The sequence below is a fragment of the Oleidesulfovibrio alaskensis DSM 16109 genome, assembly GCF_000482745.1.
GTDB classification, from domain to species: domain Bacteria; phylum Desulfobacterota; class Desulfovibrionia; order Desulfovibrionales; family Desulfovibrionaceae; genus Oleidesulfovibrio; species Oleidesulfovibrio alaskensis.
In genome coordinates this window covers 1-20,075 of record NZ_AXWQ01000020.1, presented here as the reverse complement: position 1 = coordinate 20,075, position 20,075 = coordinate 1, and the positions used below count along the sequence as shown (strand labels likewise).

The window sequence follows — 20,075 nt, the reverse complement described above, 5'->3', positions numbered from 1 at the left end:
TTAATGGAGGAAGCAAGTGAGTTATTCGGAACATGTAACGGAACATCTGCGCATCACCATTTTGCGCTTGCTGGATGAATCGCCTGCCATGCGCTCTAACGAAAGCCTCATTGCTGATGCCGTGGGTGAATACGGTTTCGCCCCCAGCAGGGACAAAATGCGTACAGAACTGGCGTGGCTTGCTGAACAAGGCCTTGTAACGCTGGATGGAGATTCCTGCCTTGTGGCCACCCTTACCGCCAGAGGCGAAGACGTGGCCAAGTGCCGCGCCACCGCGCCGGGTGTCAAGCGTCCCAACCTGAGCCGGGGCTAGTATCATGGGCACCATTCAACGCGGGCGTGAACATCAGCCGGAAACAGTCTGGAAGTCGCAGGAACTCTACTGCGTGGCCCGCTTGTCTTACCGTGAGGTCGCCAAGGAAGTCGGTGTCGCCGAATCTACGCTCAAGCGGTGGTCAGAGAAGTACGGCTGGCGCAAAAAGCGGGACCGTATCGCACAGGCCGAGGCGGAACTTCGTGCGGACACCATCATGGCCCGGTCGGTCATGCTGAAGAAGTTGATCGATTCGAAAGATGCCCAAACCGGCTTTGCCGTGGCCTCGCTGGAATCTCTGGCCATGCGACAGGCCGAAGCGGAACGCGCGGGCAAGGCTCTGGAAGCTGCCACCCGAAGTGAAAAACGCCCCATCCGCACCGCCGGAGACGCCGTCAAAGCCCTGCGTGAAGCCATTGAAACCAAGCTGGCCATGCTGCTTGCCTCGCCGGAGGATATTGACTTCAAGGCCGTAGCCGACGTGCAAAAGGCACTGAAGCTGGTGACAGAGATGGAAGCTGCAGCCAGGCCCGCGGAAGATACCACCAAGACCAAGGGGCTCTCCGCTGATCTGGAAGCCCGTATCCGCGAGATATTGTAGGGGGATCATCTGATGGCCAAGCTGCTGCCGTACCAGAAGCGTTGGATCAACGACCGCGCCCCGGTCAAATTCTGGGAGAAATCCCGCCGTATCGGCGCCTCGTGGGGCGATGCCGCAGACAGCGCCCTTGTTGCCTCCAAAGTCAAGGATGATGGCGGTATGTCCACATACTACCTCTCCTACAACAAAGACATGACCAGGCAGTATGTGGCCGATGTGGCGAGCTGGGCCAAGAAGTTCAACCTTGTTGCCGGAGAACTGGAAGAAATCGTGCTGGCGGATGAGGACAAGGACGTCACCATTTATCAGGTCCGGTTCGCTTCCGGTCATGTGGTGCAAGGCCTTTCGTCCAATCCTTCAAACCTGCGCTCCAAGCAGGGCCGGGTGCGGATAGACGAAGCCGCGTTCGTAGAGGACCTCGGCGAACTGCTCAAGGCCGCCATCGCGCTCACCATGTGGGGCGGCGACGTGGCCGTAATCTCCACACACAACGGCGAAGATTCCGAGTTCAACCAATATATTCAGGATATCAGGGCGGGAAAACGGGAGTACTCTCTGCACCGCACCGACCTTGATGATGCGTTGGCCGAAGGGCTGTACAAAGCCATCTGCTCGGCCAAAGGCCTGACGTGGAGCGTGGAAGCGGAGATCCGATGGCGGCAGAAGCTTATTGCCGATTATGGCGATGGCGCGGACGAGGAACTCTTCTGCGTCCCCAGCCGCTCAAGCGGCAATTGGCTAAGCCGCAACCTTATTGAACCTTGCATGAGTGCCGAGATCCCCGTGCTGCGTTGGTCTCCTCCCACGGCGAACTTCGTGGACTGGCCACTGGACCGGGCCTACCGCGAGGTGCAGGACTGGTGCGAAGGCGAACTCCGCCCCCTGCTGGATAAGCTCCACCGTGAATATGGTGGGTGCCGTCATTTCTTCGGTGAAGACTTCGGCCGTTCCGGTGACCTGACCGTCGATGTTCCGCTTCTCGAACTGGAGAACCTTTCCCTCGTTACACCGTTCCTGCTGGAACTCCGCAACGCCCCGTACCGCACACAGGAACAGATGCTGGCCTACTTTGTAGACCGCCTGCCGCGCTTTTCCGGTGGGGCGCTGGACGCACGCGGCAACGGGCAGGCCCTCGCGGAATACGCCCGGCAGCGGTACGGCCCGGAGCTGATCCAAGAGGTGATGCTGTCACAGGGCTGGTACCGGGAGCACATGCCCCCGCTCAAGGCCCGGCTGGAAGACCGCACCATACTGCTACCCAAGGATGCCGGAGTGCTGGACGATTTACGCGGCATCAAGGTGTTCAAGGGCATTGCACGCCCGCCGGAGGCCAGCATCAAGGGCAAAGATGGGCAACGTCACTGCGACAGCGCTGTGGCACTGGCTTTGGCCCTGTATGCCCGCAACAGCATCGAAGCCGGTGAGGAGTGGGCCTGTGCAACCGCTGGTGGTGGAATGGCCCGCAGAATGACGCACGGATACTAACGAGGATTACATGAAGACACCCGTATTGTACGGACCTGATGGGTCCGTAATTGATTTCTCCAGTGCCTCCGAACGCGCCGCCCTGAGTGAGGAACTGGCCACCCGCCGCAATGCCCTCGGTGGCTTCGATCTCGGCGCGGCTCTGGGCTGGCTGCCGGACCCTGATCCGGTGCTCCGTAAGCGCGGGGACAGCGTCCACGTATTGGAAGACCTTATGGCCGATGATGAGGTCACACAGGCTATTCAGTCCCGCAAGCTCAAGACCTTGAACCGCCGCGAGTATCGTTTTTCTCCGGGGGCCGCCAATGGGGAGGAGCCCACTGCACAGGCCGAACGGCTGTGCGACGATATTGTCCGGGACTTTGAGCAACTGGACATGGATGTGCTGATCAGTGGCATCCTCGATGCGCCGTACTTCGGCATGACGCCCATAGAACTTGTGTTTGTCCCGGATGGTGGACGGCTTCGCCTGGTCGCGGCTGACCCAAAGCCGGTGGAGTGGTTTGCCTTCGATGATGACAACCGGCTCATGTTCCGGGGTGAGTTCTTTACGCAGGCCCGGCCGGTGCACCCGTATAAGTTTGTGCTGGCCCGCCATTTTCCCACCTACAAGAACCCGTATGGGCTGCGTCTCCTGTCCCGTTGCCTCTGGCCTGTGGCCTTCAAGCGTGGCGGCATCGAATTCTGGTGCCGGTTCACGGAGAAATACGGGCAGCCGTGGCTGCTCGGCACCGCCCGCGCCAGTGCCACACAGCCTGAGATCAACCGCATGGCCGCCGACCTTGCCGCCATGGTGCAGGACGCTGTTGCCGTCGTGCCAAACGGGGCCAAGGTGGAAGCCGTGGAGTTTTCTGCCAAGGGTGGTTCCCAGCACCTTGAATTCATCACTCACTGGGACAAATCCATCAACAAGGTGATCAAGGGGCAGACCCTGACCAGCGATGTGGGGAACGGGCACTCCAACGCGGCCACGCAGACCCATTACCAACTACTTGGCGATTATTCTGATGCTGACGCTCTCATGGTGGAAACCGCCATGAACAATATCGCGTGGGCCTATATGCAGGTCAACGCGGCGGGCGAATTTGCGCCTCTCTTCAGTTACGTGGAACCTGATGACTACGCCGCGCAGGCTGAATTGGACACCAAGCTGAAGAATCTCGGTGTGCGGTTCAAGAAAACCTATTTCGTGAGGACCTATGATCTCACGGAAGATGAGTTCGAGCTGGATGGCGAACCAGAAGACGCGCCGAATCACAAAGAACCCAACGCCACTGCAGCCGGAGACACGGACTTTGCCGAGCACGATACGGCAGGCAATTCGGACCCGTATCAACAAGTTTTAGATGCCTTCGTGAAAACGAGCCTGCCGGAAGCTGCCAAGCGAAATGAGAAATTCATGGCCGAGGTCAAGACTGTGCTGCAGGCCGCAGAATCGTGGGAGGACTTGCAGCTCATGCTGGCGGAGCTGCTCGGCAAGTCCATGGACGAGGATGAGCAAGCCGCTTTCATGGGCGACCTGTTGACCAATGCGGACCTCTTCGGCCGTTACGCCATGCAGAGCAAGTCCGATGACCGTTGAGCCTGTAGCGCTGCCCCCCAAAGAGGCCCTTGCCTATTGGCAGGACAAGGTGTCCGTCACCCCGGAGGTGTTCAAGAACCTTTCCGGGCAGGCCCGCGCACGTGCCTTCGCCGTGTCGGGGCTGTCCCGGCAGGACCAGATAGCCGCCGTGCAACAGGCTGTCCATGAAGCCATGGCCAACGGGGAAACTCTCAAAGACTTCAAGGGGCGTATGGACGCCGTACTGGAGGGAGCCAGGCTGCCGCGCTGGCGGCTGGAGAACATCTACCGCACCAACGTACAGAGCGCCTACATGGCCGGGCGTTTTGCACAGATGCAGCGTACCACGGCTTTGCGTCCCTACTGGCGCTATGTGGCCGTGGCCGACAAACGCACCCGCCCGGATCATTTGGCGCTGCATGGGCTTGTCTATCCCCACGATCATGAATTCTGGAGCACCTATTATCCACCCAACGGCTTCGCCTGCCGCTGCACAGTGCAAACGCTTTCTGAGCGGCAGGCCAAGCAAAGCGGTGTGGAAATCCAGAAGGATATGCCGGACCTCATTGAACCGGTGGACCCGCGCACAGGCAATCGTCTTCCGGCCCGTCGCCCGGTGCCCGATGCCGGCTTTGCGGGAAACGTGGGGCAAGACTGGTTACATGGACTCGCACCTTCGGAACTGGACGCCAAGATCAAAGACCTGCCTCTTCCCACGCTTTGCCGCACCGGCGGCACATCCTTTGCCGATCCACAAGCCGGTGCCCCGTGCAGGCCGCCACTGGCCTCATTGGCCAAGCGCCACATCCTGCCGGTTACGGCAAAGGACATTCTGCCCGGGGGCCTGAAGGCGGAAGAGTATGTGGCTGCCTTCCTCAAAGAGTTCAACCTTGCCGATATCAATGCCAGCGCTGTGCATACGATTCCGGGCGGTATCCCCGTCGTTATCGGCAAGGGATTGTTTATCGACAAGAAAACAGGCGGTTGGAAAGTGCTGAAGAGTGGCCGTGAGCAATATCTGAAGCTGTTGGCCAGAACTGTCAAAGAACCGTGGGAGGTCTGGCAGGTGCCAGCGGAGGTGGCAGGAAAGCCTATGCCGGTGTTGCGGCTGATCAGGCTGTTCCGGGATGAGGAGGAAGCCAGGATTGGGGGCTTTGCCGTGTTCAATCTGGTGCGGGGCCGTGAATGGCAGGGAGCCACCACCTTTACCCCCAAGCTCGGCAACGAAGCTGCCATGCTCAAATACATGGAGCGCCAGCGGCAGGGAGCGCTGCTGTACCGCGAGCCCTAAAAAAACAATGGCCCGGAAGAACCGGGCTTCCGAGCCTGCGACACCCTTGCTTCTACCCTCACCCGGACGAGGTTCAGGGTACGCCGCATGAACTATCTGCTCACAGAATACGCCCGCCATTCCGGCGAGTCAACCAACCCCCAAGGAGAAACGCCATGAAATGGACCAAGATAGGCCGCACCGGCCTGCATACCGCCATGTCCGGCCAGCAGGTGCAACTGACGGAGGCAGACTTCGACAAAGTCGTGGCCGCCTATAACCCCAAGGACCACGAAGCCCCGCTGGTGCTGGGCCATCCTGCGAACAACGGCCCGGCTTTCGGGTGGGTGAATCGTCTCAAACGTGAAGGGGAATATTTATTGGCACAGTTTGCCCAGGTTCCCGACAGCCTGAAGAAAGCCGTGGATAATGGCCACTATAAAAAGGTCAGCATGAGTCTCTACCCGGATGGAACCCTCCGGCATGTCGGCCTGCTCGGAGCGACCCCGCCAGCTATCAAAGGCTTGGGCGATATCAACCTCGGCTCCGGGGAAGACACAACTGAGATTCACTTCGACTTTTCGGAGACGCCGGGGCAACCGGCACCAAACCAGCCGGGTATCACCGGCACGGAGAACACAATGGGCGACAAGGAACTCATTGAAAAACTGAAGGCGGACAACGCCCGGCTGGAAAAGGAAAAGGCCGATGCCGACAAGTCCGCAGCCGATGCCAACAAGGCCAGGGAAGCGGCAGAAAAGAGCTTCGCCGAGGCACAGGCGGCAAAGGCCAAAGAGGCCCGCACGGCCAAGGTTGATGCCCTGATCAAGGATGGCAAAGTGCTGCCCGCGGAAAAAGACCGCATCCTCGCGTTTGCAGAGCGCCTTGGCGGCAAGCCCGGCGATGAAATCTGCTTCAGCGAGGGCGAAGGAAAGAAAACCGTTGAAGATCACTTCTTCAACTGGCTTGAAGGGCGTCAGGCCCACGGGCTGTTTGAATTTTCTTCGCCCGATCAGAAGCCCGGCGGTGAAGAAACCGTCAACACCAGCGGCCTTGCCGCCAAGTTCTAGGGGAATAAACCATGAGTGTACATGATGCAGTCATGCGTACCAGCCACACGGTCGTCAGTGTCACGACCGGTACCGGTCCGCACATTGAACGCGAATACCCCAAGCAGGCCGCTGCCGTCATCCCCATGGGCGCAGTCGTCGCTTTGGATGCGGGAAAAGCCGTCATCTATGACCCTGCGGCTGACCCCGCGCAGACTGTCAAAGGCGTGGCCACCTGCAATGCGGCAGGTACCGACCCCGGCATCTCCCTGTGCGTGCTGGGCCGCGTCCGCGCCGACCTGCTCACCGTGTCCGGCGGCGCTGCACCGGATGCCGCAACCCTCGTCAAACTCGAAGAGCGCCACATCTACGCTGAGGAGAGTGTGTAGCCCATGTTTGATCTGAAGCCGTATTTTACCGCAGCTCGTATCGCCAGGCGGTTCGAGGCCGCTCCGCCTCTGACCACTACGGTCATGGACCTGCTGTTCCCGGCGGACGTGCGGGCGAACTATGAATCCCCCGTCATTCCTGTCTCCGACATCAAGCAGGTTGTAGGTGCCGTGCCGGTTGTGCGCCGTGGCAGTGCGTCCATTCCCTTGCGTGGCGAAGATACTGAGACCTCCTACATCGAACCCCTGCCGGTGCGTATCCATGACGAGCTGAGCGCCGTGGATCTTAACAACCTCAAGATCGCCAGCCCCACCACGCTGGAGCAGTGGTCCAATCGCAAGCAGCTGGCTCTGCGAAGGGCGGCCCGCCTCACGTCGGAAGTTCTCTGCGCCCAGGCCGCCTTCGATGGCCGGATTGCTTATCCTCTGCTGCAGTCCAACGGCTCTTTCACCACGTATCAGGTGGATTACGGAGCTCCGCTCGATCATGCCTTGGCAGCTGCTGAGAAATGGGACCATGCCGATGCGAGTCTCATGATTGTGTACGAATTGTTGGAAGACATGGCCACGGACCTCGACAAGGCCGGGTATGGCGGTTCCAAGATCACGTTTGCCGGAAGACTGGCTTTTTCCACGGTGCTCAAGCTCATTGAGGCCACCGACAAGCCCAAAATTCCCGTTCTGGTGGAAAAGGACGGCTCCATCTCGCTTGGTGGTCACACCATCCGCAAGATGGCCGAAACCTACTATGACCCGTCCACCAAGACCACCAAGCCCAAGCTGGACGACAAGGAAGTCCGCATGATTGCCACCGGCAATACGGCCTTCTTCTACGGCCCCGTGGACGATCTGGACGCCAACCTGCACGCCATGCCCATGTTCATCAAGCCCATCAAGCGGGACAACCCTTCCGGCATCCTGCTGGTCGGCGAATCCAAGCCGCTGCCGGCTGTCGCCCCCGAGGCCACGGTCAAGGCCACCGTCCTCGCGTAATCCCCCACTGTGCGAAGACCGCTCCAGAGGGCCTGAACAAGGCCCTCTGGATGTCGGGCCGAGTCGAACCTGTAACACTAGTTCAAAACTAGTTCAAAACGCCCGGAACAAGCATGTACTGCGAACGAGACGACCTGCACGACTACATTCCTGCCGCGTATCTGGATGCGGCAGACAAGGTAACGCCCGGCATCGTGGGACGAAAGATCGCCAGCGTGTGTGGTGCCATCGACGATGCTCTTCGCCGTCATTACGTGCTGCCGCTCGTCACAGTGCCTGAAACCATCAAGCGCATGGCGGCTGTCATGGCGGCGTATGAAGCTATCGGCGGCATAACGGCGGTGAAGGACGACACCAACGCAGGCAACAAGCTGCTGGTGCTGCAGGATCTCTATAAGCAGGCCCGCAAGGACTTGGCTCTGATCCGGGATAACAAGCTGGAGCTGGGGCTGGATGAGCTGGGGCTGGAACCTTCGACAGGGGCCAACGGCACCCTGGCCGTGGTGACGCGTCCGGCAACACTGAACCTCAAGGGGTGGCGCTGATGGCTGGCGCATCCTTCTCCATGCCCATGGACGGCCTGATGCGGGCCGTGGATGCGGGCATATCGCATGCCCAGCGCACCCAGCAGCTGGCCGAGGCTATCGGCGAGGCGCTCGTTTCCAGTACGCACCAACGTTTTGAAGATCAGGAGCGCCCGGACGGTTCCAAATGGGAGCCATCACTCCGGGCCAGGAACGAAGGCGGCGTTACCCTGACGGACAAGGGAACTCTCAAAAAATCCATAGGGTACGCAGCCAGCCCGGCCAAGGTCACGATCGGCACCAGCATGAAATATGCGGCCATCCATCAGCGCGGGGGAACCATCAGGGGCAAGAAAGGCAAGCTCAAGTTCCCGTTGCCGGGTGGCGGCTTTGCCCAAGTTGATCAGGTAACGATACCTGAGCGTACCTACCTCGGTCTGTCCGGGGAAGACGTCAAGGAAGTGCGGGAGATGATGGTGCAGCACATGCGCCAAGCCCTGCTGGGTGGATGACAACCAATATGAGAAATTTCCTTTTCGACCAGATCATAGAGGCCGCAGCGGCCGCCGGAATACCGGAAGGGGCCGTGGTGCTGAATCCCGAAGATGCTGACGACATCACATTGCCGGTGCCGCGCATCGATGTCCGTTGGGAGACGCAGCGCTTGAATAAGGCGGGCGGCGTTGTGGGTAAATTCGCGTCTCCGGCAGAGCCGGAGCGAAAGCGCACCCTGCGGCGCAGGCTGTATCGGGTGCGGCAGCCCATCACCGTCACCCTGTGGACGAATGATGAGTCCACGTTTGATACCCTGTGCGAATCCTTTGTCCGGGCCTTGCCCCGACAGTTTGCCGACCCTTCCGGCAACCGTGTCACGTGTTCCGTATCCAGCGCGGATTGGCGGGGTTTCACTTCCGCTTTGGTGGAGGTGCTCAAGAAATGGTCGAAAGTTTACCATATAGAATTCAGCGCCATGCTGACAGACGACACGGAAACCCCGTGGATTCTGGATGTAACGCCTAATGCAACCTATCAGGAGGCAGGACGTGAGTAAGGGAAAAAAAGATGAGCCGCTCTCCGGCTCAGACCGCGCCGCATTGCAGCAGGTGGCCGAACTGGCTGCCATACACGGCCTGAAACCGTGGGAACTCGCAGGCATGCTCCGCGCAGAGATCTGGACGGGCGACAAGGCTGTTACCAAGGCCGAATTTGATGCCGCAGTCACCCGGCTGCGCGAACGCCGTGTCGGCGGCGGGAGGTAACCATGGCCCGTAAGGATGTATTTGAATTTCTGGTGGACGGCACCAGCGGCCTTGTGCCCGGCGATGTGAGCGGCAAGGCCCTTATTGTCGGTGTATGCAGCGCCGGGGAAGTAGGCAAGGTCTACTATCTGGGTAAGCGTAGCGATCTGACAGGCCTGCTGGGTACCGGCCCTCTGGTAGACCGCCTGCAGCATGTCTTTGCCACCGGCGGACAGGACAGCACTGTGCTGGCTGTTCCGGTGGCAGGGTCGCCCGGTGGCACCATCAGCACGCTCAAGCATACCGGCACTGGTCCCGATGCCGATGTAAGCGGTCTTCCCGGTGGCAACGCCGATGTGATTGCCGAGATAGTGGATGCCGGTGCTCCCGGCGTTGCCACGTGCAAGTTGAGCAAGGACGGCGGGGCAACATTCGGAGTGGCCGCCGCCGTGCCTGCCAATGGGCAGATCAGCGTTGCCGATACCGGTACCACCATCGTGCTGGCAGCGGGCAATCTCGTGGCTGGCGACCGCTACAGCTACTCGGTGCGTGGTCCCATCGGCCCTGTTACCCGCATCGGTTTGGGGCCGGAGATCACTGCAGCGGGAACCGTAAAGGCCGGGGCCGAGGTGGTGCTGCAGATCGTCAAGGGCGGTGACCGCAACGAAGGCCAGTATCGCCTTTCCGTGGATGGCGGCGACAATTTCGGCCCGTATCGCACCATCCCGGTGGATGGTCAGATTCCTGTGGCCGACACCGGCGTTACCATCACCTGTCCGGCGGGCGATTATCCGCTGGGTAGCACATACCAGTTCGACCTGCTTGCCCCGGTGCCCACCATCGCGGACGTTATCGACGCATTGACCATCCCGCTGGAAACAGTGGACCCGGAATTCGTCTATGTGGTCGGTCCGTCCGATTCCGTGGATTGGGCTGCCATGGGCGCACTGGCCGACGACCTTTGGAACCGCCACCGCCCTACGTTTTTTGTGTGTGAGGGCAGACTGCCCGCAGCCGGTGAAGACCTGAATGACTGGGTAACAGCCCTGAAGCAGGAGCGTATGGGGTTTGCCCACCGTTTCGTCAGTGTGTGCGTGGGATTCGGCGAGATCAGCGACCGCACCGGCCTGCGCAAACTCCGCAATGCCGGAGGACTGCTGGCCGGGCGTATCATGGAAGTACCTGTGCAGCGTGATATCGGCCGGGTGCGTGACCAGGGCATTACCGGCATCTCTCTGCCGGAAGGCTACACCGAGGCCATGCAGAGCGAACTGGAAGAAGCCGGATACATCACGCTTACCCGGTACGCCGGGTTGCAGGCCGTCTACTGGGGAACAGCCCGGACCATGGCGGATTCCACCAGTGACTATCAGCGGCTTGAAGTGTTGCGTGTAACGTTCAAGGCTGTGCGCCTCATGCGTCTGCAAGCGCTCAAATCTCTGAAGGATGAACTGGGTGACCCGCTGCAGGGCGCAGACACCAGCGGTTTAGCCTATCTGCGGGCCAATCTCGAAAATGCGCTGGATACCATGGTCAAGGCCAAGCCCAAGGAACTGGCCGGGTATGCCGTCTCAATCCCCATGGATCAGGATTTCGTCAACAATGGCGTGGCCACGGAAACCACCCTCATCGGCATCCCCATCATTGATACCATCAAACTGTTTTCATCCTACGTCTACGCGGGCGGCAAATTCGATCCGCGCATGGCGGCATAGGAGCTAGACCATGACAGCTAACGCAACCGTCACCGTCAACGGTGCCGTGCACGACTGGGAGAGCGTGAGCATCACCGGTCCTCATGGTGCCTTTGTCGGAATCAGTGAACTTAACTGGAAGGCCAGTCAGAAAAAGAAACGTGTGTACGGCAAGGGTGCTGTTTCCGTAGGGGCTGCGCGCGGCAACTATGAGGCCAGCGTGGATATGACCCTGTTGGTCAGCGAATATCAGGATCTTGTCAGTGCATTACGGGGCGGCATCTTCAAGTCCGTGTTCGATGTGGCCCTCGCTTTCGAACCGGACGGCGCCAAACAGCACGAAGTTATCCTGAAGGGAATTCTCATCGACGATGTGGATGAAGGAACCAAGCAGGGCGATGAAGAAGTAACCGTCAAGCTGTCCGGCACCGTGCAGATGATCATGCGCGATGGTGTGGCGGACTACAAATAAGGAGCAGGCCTGATGGCAGAACCCAAAAGTGAATTGAACGACATGGCAATCACAAGCGATAAATACCGCCCTTTCACCGCGGACTATGAAGACTTCGACGGCAATGACCAGCATATCACTCTGCGTTTTCGTCGTCCTGGCCGTAAGGAACTCACCGTCATCGCCAAGGTGGAAAAGGCCAAACAGTTCGACACAATGTGCAATACTCTGCGTCAGATTATTCACCCGGATGAGAAGGAGCGGATTGCCGAAATTATCCGTGATGAACCCATGCTGGCCATGAGCTTTGCCGATGCTGTGTTCAAAAAATGCGGCGCGGGAGTGGTTGAACCGGGAAACTAGAACAAGCCAGAGCGGCGGTGCGTGGCAACGCCGCTCTGGCCTACGCCGATATCGTGCGCCACTGGCTCAGGGAAGAACCCGCCGAGGATATGGAGGAGTTCGGGGAGCAGATAGCCAGAGCGCTGGAACTGGAAGCACGCATTCTGCGGCAGCAGGGAGCCGTCACCGCCAACCTGATCGCCACCCTTATGGGAGCCAAGTAACATGGAAGTCTTCGACGTCTTCGCCACATTCAGCCTGATGGACAACATCTCCGGCCCGCTCAAGCGGGTTCGGGATTCATTCCGCGCCACCCGCTCGGAAGGGTCGTCGCTGTCTCAGTCCATGGGCAACCTGACCAAGAAGCTGCTGCCTTTAGCGTTAGCCGCCGGGGTGGTGTTAGGGGCCTTTGCCCCTGCTATCGGTGTTGCGGCAGAGTTTGAGGCGGCCATATCCGGCCTTGGGGCAATCAGTCGGGCGAGCGCCTCCGATATGCAGCTGATGCAGCGGTCAGCTCTTGACCTGGGGGCCAGCACAGCCTTCTCCGCGGCCCAGGTTGTGGAAGCGCAGACGGAGCTGGCCAAGAAGGGCTTTACTGCTAACAAGATTGTCGGAGCCATGCCCGGCCTGCTTGATCTGGCGGCAGCAGCACAGACCGATCTTGCCACAGCGGCCACGGTCACATCCGGTGCGCTCAACTCGTTCCAGATGGACGCGGCCAAGGCCGCAAAGGTGGCGGACATAATCGCCGCCGCGTCCACCACAAGCGCCACGAATGTGGAAGGGCTGGGTATGGCCCTTCAGAACGCCGGTGCCATTGTCGCCAGTTCTGGAGAAGATTTTGCGCTGCTAGCTGCCATAACCGGCAAACTGGCAGATGCCAACATCAACGCCGCCGTGGCGGGCACCGCAACCAAAATCATGTTTACCCGTCTTGCCGCTCCCACCGGCGAAGCCGCCGCCGCATTGCAGAAGCTGGGCATAAACACTCGTGATGCACAGGGCAACATGCTTCCCTTCCTGTCTGTGATGGGGAACCTTGAAACCGCATTGGCAGACATGGGTACCGGCGAAAAGGCCGAGTACCTTAAAAAGATTTTTGGGGAAGAAGCAGTCGGCTCCGTTACCGCCTTGCTGAGCAAGGGGGTATCCAGTCTTGGAAACTATGCGGACTCCCTGCGTTCCAGTGCCGGTGCCGCAGCTGAGATGGCAAGCAGGCAGTTGGACAACCTCAAGGGCTCCATCACCATTCTCGGTTCCGGCTGGGAGGGGCTGTCCATCAGCATTGGTTCAGTATTCACCCCGGCGCTTACAATTGCCGTTCGAGCTGTAACTACCCTTGTCGGCTGGCTCAATGTGCTCGCCTCACACCCCGTCGGCAAAGCCGTGCTGGCCGTGGCTGGTGGCTTGGCCGCCGTCATAGTGGCCGTCACTCTGTTCAGCGCTGCAACATGGGCTGCGACCGCTGCCATGGGAGCACTCAATATTGCCATGCTGGCCAACCCGGTCGGATTGCTCGTGGCCGGGCTCATCGCCGGGGCCGTGCTTGTTATCGCGTATTGGGACAAACTGAAGGGGGTGTTCAAGCCGCTCATCTCCATTTTTGAATGGCTGCGGTCAGGCATTATGGATTTTGTGGAAGTGGTGGGCGGAGATCTGGGCGCTTCTTTTAATAAGATCGGGGATTCCTTTCACGAGGCCGGAGCGGTGATTGCTGAGGCATTTACAGTCATCAAGGAAGCATATTCTGCCGTGTTCGGATCCGATGATGACGTGTTCGGCTCTGCAGACACTATCAACTGGTGGCGTGTTTTGGGTAATTTTGTGGGCGTGGTGGTAGGCGGGGCCTTTCGCTTGCTGGCTGCGGCTGTGCGTGTAGCCGTTACCCCCATCAAAATGGTCACCAGCGCCATAGGCACCATGATCAGCTACTTCAAAGGGGATATTTCTCTATACGAGTCGGGCCGCAGGCTCATCGGCACCTTTGTGGACGGCATTACCTCCATGGCCAGGGCTCCGTTTGAAGCTGTCTCCTCCATCCTTGGCCGGGTGCGTAATCTGTTGCCGTTTTCAGATGCCAGGGAAGGCCCGCTGTCTCAGCTCACACTCTCTGGCCAGAAGGTCATGGATACGCTGGGTGAAGGCATCACCGGTGCCGCACCGCGGTTGCGGGCCACGGCGGTAGATGCGCTTTCCGGCGTGGCTATTGTCACCGGGCAGGCCCCTAATACCGCAGCTGCCAACGCCAAGGGAGCGCAAGCCGGTCAGAGGCGTGAGCAGGCCAGCCGTGAGAGCGGCCGTGTCGTAATCCAGCATCTGTCCGTAACCCTGCCCGGTGTGAAGGACGGGGAAGGCTTCGTGGCGGCGCTGCAACGTCTCGTGGCGGAATTCGACGGTTCCGCGTCCGGACTCAGCCAGGTGAAGGAGGCATAGCATGGATGGCCTGCTGACCTTCGAGCACGGCGAGATCCGCCTCGGCGATACCCTCGTGCCGGGTGTCCTGCAACGCCTGAGTGTTGGCGGCAGAGTCCGGTACGACGAAGCCCTGCAGGATGGCCTTTCCGGCAAGACCAAAACCCCCATGGGCTGGGAAGATAGCGAGGTTTCAATATCGCTGCTTCTGCTCACAGACGATGACAGTGATTGCTTTGACAAGCTGGCCGAACTGAACCGCCTGTTCAAGGGCCATGACAATGCCGCCAACCCCCGAGTGCTGCGGGTGGCCAATCCGCATCTTGCCGCGCGGGATGTGGATCAGGTGGTCTTTGATTCGCTTGATTCCAGCGAAGGCAACAATGACGACACTGTTGAGGCGACGTTGCGCTTCATGGAGCATCGTCCGCCTATTCAGATTTCCGAGCAGCGGGCGACCGGCGTAGCCGGTGCAGCGCCCACCAGTTCCACGACCACAGAACCGGGGCTTTCTCCCAGTATACTGGGGGGCCGCTGATGAGCCTGCAACAAAACACTATAGCCGGAATCAATGTCCGTGTCGTCATTGACGGTATGGTGGTGGCCCGTTGCCCCCGGTGTGTTGTTTCCTTCGACCGCCATACCGTTACCAGTTACGGCGAGATTGATGTGCCTGATCCTGAAGGCGTATTGATGCAGCGCGTGAAACCTGGTCAGCACGTGTCTGTCCGCTTCGGTTACCGGCGCCAGCCCGCGCGGGAATGGACCGGTCTTGTGGATGGATGGCGGCCGGGGTTTGGCCGTAACCGCGACCAGCTTACTGTGCAGGTGCTTGGCCCGGAGTTCGCGCCTTTCATGCGTACCCGTGTAACGGAAGCCTACATGGATGAAACGGCCGATGTACTTGCCCGGCTTATTCTGGCCAAGACCGGCTGCACTGTCGGCACTGTGGACGTGCCCGCCGTGAATCTGCCCCGGCTCACACTCCGCGATGTGCCGGTGTGGCAGGCCATGGAACAACTGGCCCACAGCTGCGCCATGGCCCACGGGCAGGATATGAGCCACCACGCCCTCTGGCTGGATGATGCCGGAGCAATTCAATACGGCCCGCACAATGATGAGCCGGAGGCGGTGCCTGTTATCGCCACCGGAGCGGGGTTGATTGCGCACAACCCTGCTCAGTCACCCAAAGCGCGGGGAAGCGTGGAAACTTTTCTGTTACCAGGTATGCGGGATGGTCGCCTTTTCAAGTTGCAGGATGTCCGTCGCGGCATTGATGCCGAATACAGGGCCGTACACGTGGAACACCACATAGAGCAGACCAAAGCCAGGACATGGCTCTGGTACGGAGGGGAATATGAACGGTTCTGATACCGATCTGCTCCGGCTTTTCAAGCGTGTGGTGGAATTGTCCATGCCCAATCTGCGCAGCTACTACCGTGTTACCCGCAAGGCCAAGGTGGTGCAGAGCTATGCCAGTGACGGCCGCTACTGGGCGGACGTGCAGCCCCTGCGTAACGATGACACCCCGGACCCGAAAGAGCCGGTGGTGCCCAAGGTGGAAATCCCCATCCTGTGGGGCGGCCCGGAACGCGGTGTTGTCTGCCCGCCCATGGTCGGTACTCTGTGTGACCTCAGCTATTACGATGGAGATCCCAACTACCCGCGTATCAGCAACTTCCGTTGGGAAGGCAATGTCGCCCCGGCCTGCGAGGTTGGCGCGCTCGTGATCCAGCTGGACCCGAGCACCTACATCAAGATTGATGCAGGCAAGAACCTTATCGAGGTCACCCCTGCCAACCGGGTGGCCACAGTGGGCGGCAACAAGACGGAGACAATCGACGGGGTGTGGACCATCAAGGCCCCGCTCATCATTCAGGAAGGAAACGTGCAGGCAACCGGCGCTGATGGGGAGGTAGGAACAACAACGGTCAAGGCACACACCCAGCAAGAAGGCAGCATTACCGTGCTGGGGCATGTGCAATGTTCCTCGCTGTCAGTTGCCGACAATGCGGATATTGGCGGCAACCTGAATACTGCGGGGGAGAGTTATGCGGGATCGAGGAGTGGAGGGGCTATTTAGTTATTTTCCAAAGGATAAGCCCCGAAATTACTGAGCCTATTATGCCAACAATTATGGCATTAATCCAAGCGTTATTGAAGAATAGCTGAATATTAGATTTGATATGAGCTAGTCCGTCTTTGGTGATTTTAGCCTTTGGTAGGCAAGTAAGAATACTAGGGTTGCGTTCTAACTCAATGAGTCCAATTTCTGCCATGTAATTTAGGTGTTGCATCAACAAGTAGGGGCGAAGCAAGTTCATTCTATCTTTCCAGCAGTCGCCAGTTTGTTTGAACGGATAGCGTTTATCGTAGGGCTTTCTATAAATATCTGAGAGAACAAACTCGCCACAATACCTAGATAAGACACGCAGTATATCACGTATCAACCTGTTATCAAATTTCATAACGTAGCTCGGCAATATGGATACAATCTTCGGCCAAGACATAGCCCTCGACACTGACCTGCAAGCCCTCGTGGCGGCCAACGGTGAACTTATCCTCACTGATGGGGCTGACACCGGCGTGCAGGATATCTGGTTGGCTATCTATACCTACGTGGGCACGCTCTTCTATGACACCGAGTTCGGGAGCCGTATCCCGGACTGGTTCAAGGAAGAAAACACCCCGGCCAATAGACTGGGATTTATCGCAGAAGTCAAACGGATTGTGCGTAAAGACCCGCGAGTGCAGCCGGGTACGGAACGGTGCTCCATCTCCGCATGGGACAAAACCGGCATTACCGCCGAGGCTGCATGGCAGTGGATTGGTGATGATCACCCATACAACCTTGTGTTCCGGGCCAGTGCCGAAGACGGAGCCGTAAAACTGAAGCAGGTACTTGCCGATGTCCGCCCAGACGCCTCGACTCTCTAAAACGCTTGATGAATGCCGCCAGATGCTCTTTGCCCGTATCGAAGAAGTGCAGGACGAGTATCAGGCCAAGGGATGGCTGCCGTTGCGCCTGAACCTGAACAAGGGCGTGGTGCGCGGCCTGATCGAGATTTTCGCATGGGGGCTGTATCAGCTGTACCAGTTTCTTGCCGCCATTCTTGTGGAGGGCATCCCCAAGCAGGCCAGCGGTGAATGGCTGGACCTGCACGCAGATCAGGTCGAGCAACCGCGCAAGCAGGCCACCAAGGCCACGGGCAAATTACGGTTTATCCGCCAGACCGCGCAGGGCAACACGCTTATTCCCGCAGGCCGCATTGTACGCACCATGCCGGATGGCACCGGCGCAACATACCGTTACATCTCTATTGCCGACACGGTTATAGCTGAGGGCCAGACCGAAGTGGCCGTGGCTGTTGTCGCCGAGGAGTACGGAGCCGCCGCCAACCTGACCGCGGGACAGGCGCTGGAGCTCATTACTCCGGTCAAGGGCATTACCGCCGTGGAAGTCCGGGCCGATTGGCTGGATACCGAAGGCGCGGATACCGAACCGGACAGGCTGGTACAGGCCCGTTACCCCTTGGCATGGCAGGGCAACAACGGTTCCTCATATCACGTCTACAAGCGGGCCGCGCTGGGAGTAACCGGCGTGGTGGCCTGTACCGTGCTGGATCAACATCCCCGTGGTCAAGGCACCGTGGACGCGATCATCAAAGGCGCGGCTGGCATTCCTACCACCGACCTGCTGGATAAGGTGCGGGCCGCCATCGATGCCGAGGTTTTCGTAAATGACGACCTGCTTGTCAAAGCCCCGCAGGCCATTGCGGCGGCGATTACCGGAACTCTGTTCCTGTTACCGGGCACGGTAGTTGAAACCGCGCTGGGAGCAGCGGAAAAGCGCATTCGTGCGCTGTTCACGGACCCGACTACCGTCGCGGGCATATCTCCCCTGCAGATTGGAGAAGATCTGACATTGGACCGCCTTACAGCCGCGGTCATGGCGGTACCCGGTGTCAAACGTGTGGAATGGACCGGCCCCGCAGCGGATGTGGTCGTGCCCGACGACGGTTTGGCCATTCTGCAATCATTGACGCTCAGCCATATGGAGGAAGCTGCATAATGGCCCGCGTTTTCTGGCCATACTTCCGAGATGTGCTGCGCTGGCCGCTCATCTTTCGCCCCGGACCGCTGGCGGCGCTGGTCGAGGGGATAGCCCGTGTCTTTGACGACGTGCGCGAGGACATCCTCTGGCTTCGGGATCAGCTCAACCCCGCCACCTGTGAAGCTGATGGCGTTGATGATCTGGCGTCCGGACGCGGCATTGAGCGCCACCCGCTGGAAACGGCCGCGCAGTTCCGCAACAGAGCCGTTACAGCCTACGCGTGGCATCGGCAGGCGGGCAAGGTGCGCGGCATGTCCCGCATACTGGAACACTACGGCTATCCGGGATGCTCCATCCGTAACATGCGTGATGACGACCCGGAGCGCTGGGCCGAGTTCATGCCCGTTGTGCCGGTCGGCAGCGGGCTGGACATGCAGGATTACGCGCTCATCACATGGGCAGCGCAGGAAACCAAACCGGCCCGCTCCAAACTGGCGGGGCTGAACACCCGCCACAGAGCCGCCAATGCCGCGACGCACAGCGCCATGGCGCTCGTGTTGTCCTCCGTGGTGCGGCTGGAATACGAGCGCCCGGACTCTACCAAGGTCGCCGGGGCCGTCCGGATAGCCGGGCACATGCATATTGTCAGCAGAATCAGATTATAAGGAGAGCACCGTGAGCCTTATCATTACTAAAGCGGGCTTGTTGGCCCTGAGTGCGGCAGAAACGTCAGGCGCGAAGCTGCAGGCTACCCATATGGCCGTAGGCGACGGCTCGGGCCAGCCCCCGGAACACACCAACGCATCCACGGCGCTCGTCAATGAAGTTTGGCGCGGCGCGCTGGATGCCATCACCCTGCGAGAAGACGGGCAGACGGAAAGCGGGCAGGCCGTGGAATTCCGCGCCCACATCCCCATGACAACAGGTGGCTGGTATATTCGTGAAGTTGCTATCTATGCGGATGATGTGCTGCTGGCCATTGGTGCACATCCTGTCATGTGGAAACCCTCGCCGGACGACCCCACCAAGCTGGAGCATACCATTTATGCCCCTGTGGTTTTTGGTAACGCCGCTACCCTTGCGCTGACCATTGATCCGTCTAAAGTTCTTGCCACGCAACAGGCCGTGGATGAGGCAGTTGCGGCACACAACGTCAGTCCCAACGCCCACGGTAACGTTTTTAAAGCTCTTGATGACCACATCGGGGACCAAAACGATCCGCATGCAACGCTGCCGCCTGGTGGCGATCCGGGGCAGACAATCATCAAGCAGACAGATGGAGGTCTTGCGTGGGGCGCTGTTGCGGGTATGCCTGTGGGCGCATTGCTTTTTTCCACCACCGGCACACCGCTGCCCGGCACAGTGGCGGTCAATGTTAAACAAAAATTTACACTGGGCACCTACCCCCAGCTGGAAGCATGGGTGCGCAGCTGCGGGGGCTACCTGGCCACAGAGGCGGAATGGGACGCAGAGGCCGCCGCACAGGAAGGCTCCTGCGGCAAGTACTGCCTGACGGATACGCATATCATTCTGCCTTGCTACAGACACTACTTCTCGGCCGCGCAGAATGGTGCGGCGGGTAAAGCGGCAGGCGACTGGGCCGGTGATGCCATACGGAACCTTACTGGTGAACTCAAGTCATCCACTTCGCCTAACAGCCTTTTCCCAAGCCTCAGAGACACCGCTTCTGCAACCGGCG

General features: G+C 59.5%; 25 protein-coding genes. 24 read left to right on the top strand and 1 reads right to left on the bottom strand.

Features of this window, described 5'->3' with window-relative positions; translation table 11 throughout:
- Window positions 1-16 precede the first annotated feature (16 nt).
- From H586_RS0111540 to H586_RS0111445, 20 genes are all read left to right on the top strand, one after another.
- Complete coding sequence (locus H586_RS0111540) at window positions 17-313, top strand: VpaChn25_0724 family phage protein (RefSeq protein ID WP_027182114.1); 297 nt, start codon at window positions 17-19, stop codon at window positions 311-313.
- Window positions 314-317: 4 nt separating this feature from the next.
- Window positions 318-914 carry a hypothetical protein gene (locus H586_RS0111535; RefSeq protein WP_011369088.1) on the top strand — a complete coding sequence of 199 codons (597 nt, stop codon included), beginning with the start codon at window positions 318-320 and terminating at the stop codon, window positions 912-914.
- A 12-nt stretch (window positions 915-926) separates the two neighbouring features.
- Window positions 927-2,399, top strand: coding sequence for a hypothetical protein (locus H586_RS0111530; protein WP_027182113.1), 1,473 nt, complete (start codon window positions 927-929; stop codon window positions 2,397-2,399).
- A 10-nt stretch (window positions 2,400-2,409) separates the two neighbouring features.
- The gene (locus H586_RS0111525) at window positions 2,410-3,981 is read left to right on the top strand and encodes a phage portal protein family protein (protein WP_027182112.1); all 1,572 of its coding nucleotides are present in this window, start codon (window positions 2,410-2,412) and stop codon (window positions 3,979-3,981) included.
- Complete coding sequence (locus tag H586_RS0111520) at window positions 3,971-5,251, top strand: PBECR2 nuclease fold domain-containing protein (protein ID WP_027182111.1); 1,281 nt, start codon at window positions 3,971-3,973, stop codon at window positions 5,249-5,251. Before H586_RS0111525 ends, H586_RS0111520 begins: the two co-directional genes overlap by 11 nt.
- A gap of 155 nt (window positions 5,252-5,406) precedes the next feature.
- Window positions 5,407-6,300, top strand: a complete 894-nt coding sequence (locus H586_RS19075) for a hypothetical protein (protein ID WP_011369092.1) — start codon at window positions 5,407-5,409, stop codon at window positions 6,298-6,300.
- 11 nt (window positions 6,301-6,311) lie between these two features.
- Window positions 6,312-6,668 (top strand): hypothetical protein, encoded by a 357-nt coding sequence (locus H586_RS0111510; RefSeq protein WP_011369093.1) that lies wholly within the window; start codon window positions 6,312-6,314, stop codon window positions 6,666-6,668.
- Window positions 6,669-6,671: 3 nt separating this feature from the next.
- Window positions 6,672-7,661, top strand: coding sequence for a major capsid protein (locus tag H586_RS0111505; RefSeq protein WP_027182110.1), 990 nt, complete (start codon window positions 6,672-6,674; stop codon window positions 7,659-7,661).
- 113 nt (window positions 7,662-7,774) lie between these two features.
- Complete coding sequence (locus tag H586_RS0111500) at window positions 7,775-8,206, top strand: DUF1320 domain-containing protein (protein WP_027182109.1); 432 nt, start codon at window positions 7,775-7,777, stop codon at window positions 8,204-8,206.
- Window positions 8,206-8,697, top strand: a complete 492-nt coding sequence (locus H586_RS0111495; protein ID WP_027182108.1) for a phage virion morphogenesis protein — start codon at window positions 8,206-8,208, stop codon at window positions 8,695-8,697. The genes H586_RS0111500 and H586_RS0111495 overlap by 1 nt, the downstream gene beginning before the upstream one ends.
- An 8-nt stretch (window positions 8,698-8,705) precedes the next feature.
- Complete coding sequence (locus H586_RS0111490; protein ID WP_155891388.1) at window positions 8,706-9,236, top strand: hypothetical protein; 531 nt, start codon at window positions 8,706-8,708, stop codon at window positions 9,234-9,236.
- The gene (locus tag H586_RS0111485; protein WP_027182106.1) at window positions 9,229-9,444 is read left to right on the top strand and encodes a hypothetical protein; all 216 of its coding nucleotides are present in this window, start codon (window positions 9,229-9,231) and stop codon (window positions 9,442-9,444) included. The genes H586_RS0111490 and H586_RS0111485 overlap by 8 nt, the downstream gene beginning before the upstream one ends.
- A gap of 2 nt (window positions 9,445-9,446) precedes the next feature.
- A complete protein-coding gene (locus tag H586_RS0111480; RefSeq protein WP_027182105.1) occupies window positions 9,447-11,138 on the top strand; it encodes a DUF2586 domain-containing protein in 1,692 nt (563 codons plus the stop codon).
- Between the two features lie 10 nt (window positions 11,139-11,148).
- Window positions 11,149-11,589 (top strand): hypothetical protein, encoded by a 441-nt coding sequence (locus H586_RS0111475; RefSeq protein ID WP_027182104.1) that lies wholly within the window; start codon window positions 11,149-11,151, stop codon window positions 11,587-11,589.
- Between the two features lie 12 nt (window positions 11,590-11,601).
- Entirely contained in the window at window positions 11,602-11,931 is a 330-nt protein-coding gene (locus H586_RS0111470; protein ID WP_011369101.1) for a hypothetical protein, read from the top strand.
- 17 nt (window positions 11,932-11,948) lie between these two features.
- The gene (locus H586_RS0111465; protein ID WP_011369102.1) at window positions 11,949-12,134 is read left to right on the top strand and encodes a hypothetical protein; all 186 of its coding nucleotides are present in this window, start codon (window positions 11,949-11,951) and stop codon (window positions 12,132-12,134) included.
- 1 nt (window position 12,135) lies between these two features.
- Complete coding sequence (locus H586_RS0111460; protein WP_027182102.1) at window positions 12,136-14,343, top strand: phage tail tape measure protein; 2,208 nt, start codon at window positions 12,136-12,138, stop codon at window positions 14,341-14,343.
- A 1-nt stretch (window position 14,344) separates the two neighbouring features.
- Window positions 14,345-14,860 carry a hypothetical protein gene (locus tag H586_RS0111455; protein ID WP_027182101.1) on the top strand — a complete coding sequence of 172 codons (516 nt, stop codon included), beginning with the start codon at window positions 14,345-14,347 and terminating at the stop codon, window positions 14,858-14,860.
- Window positions 14,860-15,693, top strand: coding sequence for a hypothetical protein (locus tag H586_RS19070; protein WP_051363999.1), 834 nt, complete (start codon window positions 14,860-14,862; stop codon window positions 15,691-15,693). The genes H586_RS0111455 and H586_RS19070 overlap by 1 nt, the downstream gene beginning before the upstream one ends.
- On the top strand, window positions 15,680-16,405 hold the full coding sequence (locus tag H586_RS0111445) for a hypothetical protein (RefSeq protein WP_027182100.1): 726 nt from the start codon (window positions 15,680-15,682) through the stop codon (window positions 16,403-16,405). The genes H586_RS19070 and H586_RS0111445 overlap by 14 nt, the downstream gene beginning before the upstream one ends.
- Here the strand turns inward: H586_RS0111445 and H586_RS20685 are convergent.
- Window positions 16,398-16,790, bottom strand: a complete 393-nt coding sequence (locus tag H586_RS20685) for a hypothetical protein (RefSeq protein WP_155891387.1) — start codon at window positions 16,788-16,790, stop codon at window positions 16,398-16,400. The genes H586_RS0111445 and H586_RS20685 overlap by 8 nt on opposite strands.
- Window positions 16,791-16,806: 16 nt before the next feature.
- On the opposite strand from H586_RS20685, the gene H586_RS0111435 reads away from it, so the two are divergent.
- The 4 genes from H586_RS0111435 to H586_RS20680 all read left to right on the top strand — a co-directional run.
- Window positions 16,807-17,259 carry a contractile injection system sheath initiator gene (locus H586_RS0111435; RefSeq protein ID WP_027182098.1) on the top strand — a complete coding sequence of 151 codons (453 nt, stop codon included), beginning with the start codon at window positions 16,807-16,809 and terminating at the stop codon, window positions 17,257-17,259.
- Window positions 17,231-18,394: a baseplate J/gp47 family protein gene (locus H586_RS0111430; protein WP_027182097.1), complete on the top strand. Its 1,164-nt coding sequence runs from the start codon at window positions 17,231-17,233 to the stop codon at window positions 18,392-18,394. Before H586_RS0111435 ends, H586_RS0111430 begins: the two co-directional genes overlap by 29 nt.
- Window positions 18,394-19,041, top strand: a complete 648-nt coding sequence (locus H586_RS0111425) for a phage tail protein (RefSeq protein WP_011369109.1) — start codon at window positions 18,394-18,396, stop codon at window positions 19,039-19,041. The genes H586_RS0111430 and H586_RS0111425 overlap by 1 nt, the downstream gene beginning before the upstream one ends.
- Before the next feature lie 10 nt (window positions 19,042-19,051).
- The coding region (locus H586_RS20680; RefSeq protein WP_034619227.1) for a phage tail protein at window positions 19,052-20,075 on the top strand (1,024 nt) is incomplete at its 3' end.

What these genes read in the sequence shown, in the direction of transcription:
- H586_RS0111535 (WP_011369088.1), top strand. Translation starts at nt 318, where the DNA reads ATGGGCACCATTCAACGCGGGCGTGAACATCAGCCGGAAACAGTCTGG.
- H586_RS0111530 (WP_027182113.1), top strand. Translation starts at nt 927, where the DNA reads ATGGCCAAGCTGCTGCCGTACCAGAAGCGTTGGATCAACGACCGCGCC.
- H586_RS0111525 (WP_027182112.1), top strand. Translation starts at nt 2,410, where the DNA reads ATGAAGACACCCGTATTGTACGGACCTGATGGGTCCGTAATTGATTTC.
- H586_RS0111520 (WP_027182111.1), top strand. Translation starts at nt 3,971, where the DNA reads ATGACCGTTGAGCCTGTAGCGCTGCCCCCCAAAGAGGCCCTTGCCTAT.
- H586_RS19075 (WP_011369092.1), top strand. Translation starts at nt 5,407, where the DNA reads ATGAAATGGACCAAGATAGGCCGCACCGGCCTGCATACCGCCATGTCC.
- H586_RS0111510 (WP_011369093.1), top strand. Translation starts at nt 6,312, where the DNA reads ATGAGTGTACATGATGCAGTCATGCGTACCAGCCACACGGTCGTCAGT.
- H586_RS0111505 (WP_027182110.1), top strand. Translation starts at nt 6,672, where the DNA reads ATGTTTGATCTGAAGCCGTATTTTACCGCAGCTCGTATCGCCAGGCGG.
- H586_RS0111500 (WP_027182109.1), top strand. Translation starts at nt 7,775, where the DNA reads ATGTACTGCGAACGAGACGACCTGCACGACTACATTCCTGCCGCGTAT.
- H586_RS0111495 (WP_027182108.1), top strand. Translation starts at nt 8,206, where the DNA reads ATGGCTGGCGCATCCTTCTCCATGCCCATGGACGGCCTGATGCGGGCC.
- H586_RS0111490 (WP_155891388.1), top strand. Translation starts at nt 8,706, where the DNA reads ATGAGAAATTTCCTTTTCGACCAGATCATAGAGGCCGCAGCGGCCGCC.
- H586_RS0111480 (WP_027182105.1), top strand. Translation starts at nt 9,447, where the DNA reads ATGGCCCGTAAGGATGTATTTGAATTTCTGGTGGACGGCACCAGCGGC.
- H586_RS0111475 (WP_027182104.1), top strand. Translation starts at nt 11,149, where the DNA reads ATGACAGCTAACGCAACCGTCACCGTCAACGGTGCCGTGCACGACTGG.
- H586_RS0111470 (WP_011369101.1), top strand. Translation starts at nt 11,602, where the DNA reads ATGGCAGAACCCAAAAGTGAATTGAACGACATGGCAATCACAAGCGAT.
- H586_RS0111460 (WP_027182102.1), top strand. Translation starts at nt 12,136, where the DNA reads ATGGAAGTCTTCGACGTCTTCGCCACATTCAGCCTGATGGACAACATC.
- H586_RS0111455 (WP_027182101.1), top strand. Translation starts at nt 14,345, where the DNA reads ATGGATGGCCTGCTGACCTTCGAGCACGGCGAGATCCGCCTCGGCGAT.
- H586_RS19070 (WP_051363999.1), top strand. Translation starts at nt 14,860, where the DNA reads ATGAGCCTGCAACAAAACACTATAGCCGGAATCAATGTCCGTGTCGTC.
- H586_RS0111445 (WP_027182100.1), top strand. Translation starts at nt 15,680, where the DNA reads ATGAACGGTTCTGATACCGATCTGCTCCGGCTTTTCAAGCGTGTGGTG.
- H586_RS20685 (WP_155891387.1), bottom strand. Translation starts at nt 16,790, where the DNA reads ATGAAATTTGATAACAGGTTGATACGTGATATACTGCGTGTCTTATCT.
- H586_RS0111435 (WP_027182098.1), top strand. Translation starts at nt 16,807, where the DNA reads ATGGATACAATCTTCGGCCAAGACATAGCCCTCGACACTGACCTGCAA.
- H586_RS0111430 (WP_027182097.1), top strand. Translation starts at nt 17,231, where the DNA reads ATGTCCGCCCAGACGCCTCGACTCTCTAAAACGCTTGATGAATGCCGC.
- H586_RS0111425 (WP_011369109.1), top strand. Translation starts at nt 18,394, where the DNA reads ATGGCCCGCGTTTTCTGGCCATACTTCCGAGATGTGCTGCGCTGGCCG.